This is a genomic window from Microbacterium sp. Bi128 (genome assembly GCF_918698205.1).
On sequence record NZ_CAKKMM010000387.1, the window covers coordinates 1 to 4,169 of the forward strand.

The window sequence follows — 4,169 nt, forward strand, 5'->3', positions numbered from 1 at the left end:
GGGCGCGTGGGGGAACCGCGCCGCCTGGGCCGGCGAGAAGCTGCGCCAGGCGCTGGACCTGGAACACTGGGGCGCATTCCAAAACAGCTTCCGGGAACTGGCGGCCATGGCCACCGAAGTCGCCGACGGCAAACGCGGCCCGGCACCGGAAACAATCACCTTCCTCTCCGGGGACGTCCACTACTCCTATGTGGCGGAGGTGGAGCGTGCCTCGGGCAGCCGGATCCTGCAGGCCGTCTGCTCCCCCATCCGCAACCCGTTGCCCCGCCTGATGAGGTCCTTCGCGGCCATCATGTCCTACGGCCTGGCCACCCCGGTAGGCGCCTTGGTCGCGCGCTCGGCCAAGGTGCCGGACCCGCCGTTCCACTGGTCCGGCATCCGGGGGCCCTGGTTCCAAAACAACGTGGCCTGCCTGGAAGTGGTACCGGAAGGGCTGAAATTGTGGTGGCAGACCGGGGTGGTGGACGACGGCGACCACCTGAATCCGAGGCTGGAACGCGTCGCCACCCTCACGGTGTCTCCGCGGAGCGCGCAGGACCCCGTCCAGGGGCAGCAGGGGCAACAGCGAAACGCATGACGTGAGCTTCTAGTGATCCCCTCGTCTGATCCCCGCGTCGGCGCAGACGTTCTACCGAAGGTCGCGGTCAGCGGCTGCCACGTTCTCGATGGCGACCGTTTCGATGATTCTGGTCGATGGCTCACCGACCAGCGCCGGCGCCGTCACACCCGTTTTCCACGTATCGTTCTGCAGCCGGCCCAGGAAGTCCACCGCCGCCGCCTGCGTATCGAAGTCCATCTCCAGCATCACGTAATCCTGCTGGTCAAGCGGGCGCGAGATCCGGAATGACCGCACGCCCGACGCAGCGCGGTCCAGCGGATCGCTGTCGAAAGCCCTCCGCCACATGTCAAAATCCCGGACCTGGTGTTCGATCTGCAGGGTAATCACTGGGGCGCTCCTGTCGACGGTTCTACACGCCCACTGTAGGCCCCGAAGGCCCCGCCAAGTAAGGAGCATGGCCGAAGTGTTATTCCGGCTGGCGTCTTACGCCGGCTGGGATCCGGTGTTAGTGCTGGTCGGGGCGTTGGACTGATCGGCCTGGTGGCGTTGCCGGCGGCTCGCCAGCAGGAACGGCACCGCGATCAACTCGATCACGCCGCCGATCGCCAGCGACGCGGCATAGCCGTACACATCTGCCGCCCGTCCGAGCAGCGGCTGGACCACCACGCCACCGCTTGAGCCCATGAGTGAATCGAAGCTGAGCACTGTGGCGCGCTGCTTCGAGGCGATCATGTCGTTCAGGTACGCCTGCCGCACCGGTATGCCCGCCGAGGACACCACTGCCCAGAGCGCCAACAGCACCAGGGCCAACCAGAATACGTGGGTGAACCCGAGCACCACCAGGATCACCGTGTCCACGACGCTGCTCAGGATCAACACGGTGGTGCGCCGGCGGACAAGGCGCCGGATGCGCGGAGCCATCCAGCCGCCGAGCACCTGCGCCGCGGCCACGATGGCCGCCGCCAGGCCCGCGACAGAATACGCGTGGGGGTCCCCATAGAGCTCGAGCAGGTACGGCTGCAGGGCGTAAAACACATAGATCCCGACGCCGAAAGTGAACGGCGCGGCCAGCATCACGTAACGTACGGGCGGATTCTTCAAGCCGTTCTCGATCGAGGCGGCGAGTACAGCACGGGTCGCCTGGAGGGGATGGGTCGAGCGTTCGGGGGTGAACCCGACGTCGCGCATGAGCCCAAACGCCACCGCGAACATGGCCAGCAACACGCCCACGCGCATCAGGAACGGCACGCCCAGATTGGTGGCCTGCGCGATCACGCCGCCGGCAACAGAGCCGGCGAGCATCGCGACTCCGGCGACCATCTGGCCTCGACCGAGCACCGCTTCCATCCCGCCCTCGAACCCAGAGAAGCGCAGTGCATCGACGAGCCAGGCCTCCACCGCTCCGGAGAAGAAGGTGAAGCCCAGGCCGAGCAGGACCGACACCACCGCCCACCACCAGAACGGGGCGGAGAACTGCCAGAGCAGGTAGTAGAAGTAGGTCGAGACGGCAAGGGTCACGGTTCCGAGCAGGAACGAGACGCGCCGGCCCCAACCGTCGGCAACCACCCCGGTGGGCACCTCGAACAGCACCATGCCGGCCGTGAAGAAGGCATTCGCGGCAAACGCCTCGAAGTTGCTGAGACCGGCGTCGAGCAGGAAAAGGGTGTTGATCCCCCAGATGAACGAGGCCGCAAGGGTATTGCCCAGCGTCAACGTCAAATAGATGCGCTGAATCTTTCGGGCGGCGGCGTTCATCGCGTCGCCGTCCCCGCCAGGGCGAGGAGGGAGCACGAGCCCATTCTCGTCTCCGCTGCCGGCACGCGCCAGTGCACACCAGGCGCAGGGCAGGACGCGAACGGTCGAGCCGACGATGCCCGGTCCGCTCAGCAGCCCTGGTTCGTGTAGAACGACCGCCGGCGGGCGTACTCATGGACCCGGTCCAGGGTGGCGATCTGGTCGCGTGCCTTGGTGGCCAGTCCGTCGAACCTGGAACCGTCCAGTCCCAGATCGCCGGAGAGATCCTGCAGCGTCTGCCACAGCCCTAGTTTTCCCATCACCGCCGACCGCATGACCTCGGACTCCAGCACCAGCGTCATCGGCGAGCGGCTCACCACCCGCCCGTTGAGCTTGAGTCGGCCGGCACGCTCCGCAACCCACGCCGCCACCCGCCGCGGAGTTCGCCGTGGCAGGCCAAAATCCCCCACTAGTCCGCGCAGGTACTCCCGCTCCTGCCTGATTTGGGTGGCAAGTGCCGCAAGTTCGGCGTGGAAGGGGGTGTCCGTGAAGTCGCGCACCATGCGCTCTATGCGGCCCTGCCCCGCTGTGGCTCCCGCGAGGTGGTCCGAGAGGTAGAGCCCGAACAATTTCTTATCGATTTTTCCGGAAATCTGCGGTGCCATGAATGCTCCACTCTGATCGAAGGGTTGCTTCGGGAAACATCACCCTACCGGAGGGCATGGCGGGCCCAGAAGTTCTATCGGGGCGCGGAATCGTCGTGCGCCGGCCGCACTGACCCGGCGTCGGGATCCATCGCCACGAGCCCGGCGTCGTCCTTCACCTCTGTCAGTTCCTGCGCCACGTCAGGCTTGAGCCAGGACGCCACCACGCTGACTCCGCCTCCGTCGTCGCGGTCGATCACGACGTCGATCTCGGAGGCGGCCGCCCCCATGCGCGACAGCTGCTCGCGATATGACGCGACGAGCATCTCCAGGCTTTCCTCGGTCCACTCCCCCGGCCGCATCCTCGTTGAGATTTCGACCGGTTCAGGCTGATACAGCGTCATGAAAGTCCTTCCCGTGGGGTTCGATCAGGGTGAGCACGACCCCATTCTCGCCCCCTGCGCCGGTGTGCGCCAGAGCAGGGACATCGGGCCGCCATGGCGCCAGGGCGTTCCGAAGTGAACTACGGCTATTCCCAAGTACTCCCCGCACTCGATCACCTGGGCGCGATGCACAGCGACGTCGTCGTTCCTCTCCTGCAGGCCTGGCTGGGAAAAGTGGGCCGGCAGCAATAGGAACATCTCCCCGGGACTGTCGCGGCGCCCGTTCCTATGTGCTGAGGCGGAAAACGTCGGCTTTGATCGCGTGGCGTCCGGTCTTGCGCTTCCCCGACGGCGTCCCATACAACACCAAGGCCGACCGGTCATCGTCGAGAACGGTGATCCCCTCGGCATGGTCCTCGTCCTCACCGAACGGCGCGTCAAATTCGCAATGCAAGTCGTCTTTCGGCAGGACGGCCTCGGCCTGCGACGTCAGCGCGCCCCGCCAGCGAAACACGGCCGCGCGCCCGTCGAGTTCCATGGTGGGTCCTGCCAGGACGAGCATGTCCCGTCCGTGACGGCACAGATCCCGCACGCCCAAACCATGCAGGCGAAGGAAGTGCTTGCGGTAGCGACGATTCCCGGGACCGATCGGCTGCGGCTCCAAGCCGGGCCCGCCACCAACCTGGAGCTCTATGATCATCGCCCACCCACGCAGCACCGGCCCGCGCAGACCGATGAACACCCGGTCGCCCGCTACGGCGAGGCCCTCGCAGTCAATGCCGTTGTCCTTGCCCGGGATCGGGCGACCGGTCGTCGAGGACTGGATGAAGCTTCCAAGATGTGGGTCAT

Annotated in this window: 5 protein-coding genes and 1 pseudogene; 1 reads left to right on the plus strand and 5 read right to left on the minus strand. The window is 66.3% G+C overall.

The window, feature by feature from the left end; all coding sequences use genetic code 11:
• Positions 1–577: pseudogene (locus LQV45_RS19560) on the plus strand (alkaline phosphatase family protein); the annotation flags it as partial.
• A gap of 51 nt (positions 578–628) precedes the next feature.
• On the opposite strand, the gene LQV45_RS19565 reads toward LQV45_RS19560, so the two are convergent.
• The 5 genes from LQV45_RS19565 to LQV45_RS19585 form a co-directional block, all read right to left on the minus strand.
• Positions 629–946, minus strand: coding sequence for a hypothetical protein (locus LQV45_RS19565; RefSeq protein ID WP_223917034.1), 318 nt, complete (start codon positions 944–946; stop codon positions 629–631).
• A gap of 96 nt (positions 947–1,042) precedes the next feature.
• On the minus strand, positions 1,043–2,314 hold the full coding sequence (locus tag LQV45_RS19570) for an MFS transporter (RefSeq protein ID WP_230008446.1): 1,272 nt from the start codon (positions 2,312–2,314) through the stop codon (positions 1,043–1,045).
• Positions 2,315–2,442: 128 nt separating this feature from the next.
• Positions 2,443–2,958, minus strand: a complete 516-nt coding sequence (locus LQV45_RS19575) for a hypothetical protein (protein ID WP_230008447.1) — start codon at positions 2,956–2,958, stop codon at positions 2,443–2,445.
• 74 nt (positions 2,959–3,032) lie between these two features.
• The gene (locus tag LQV45_RS19580; protein ID WP_230008448.1) at positions 3,033–3,341 is read right to left on the minus strand and encodes a hypothetical protein; all 309 of its coding nucleotides are present in this window, start codon (positions 3,339–3,341) and stop codon (positions 3,033–3,035) included.
• A 265-nt stretch (positions 3,342–3,606) separates the two neighbouring features.
• Positions 3,607–4,146, minus strand: coding sequence for a DUF3616 domain-containing protein (locus LQV45_RS19585; RefSeq protein ID WP_308288898.1), 540 nt, complete (start codon positions 4,144–4,146; stop codon positions 3,607–3,609).
• Positions 4,147–4,169: the final 23 nt, after the last annotated feature.

What these genes read in the sequence shown, in the direction of transcription:
- LQV45_RS19570 (WP_230008446.1), bottom strand. Translation starts at nt 2,314, where the DNA reads ATGAACGCCGCCGCCCGAAAGATTCAGCGCATCTATTTGACGTTGACG.
- LQV45_RS19575 (WP_230008447.1), bottom strand. Translation starts at nt 2,958, where the DNA reads ATGGCACCGCAGATTTCCGGAAAAATCGATAAGAAATTGTTCGGGCTC.
- LQV45_RS19580 (WP_230008448.1), bottom strand. Translation starts at nt 3,341, where the DNA reads ATGACGCTGTATCAGCCTGAACCGGTCGAAATCTCAACGAGGATGCGG.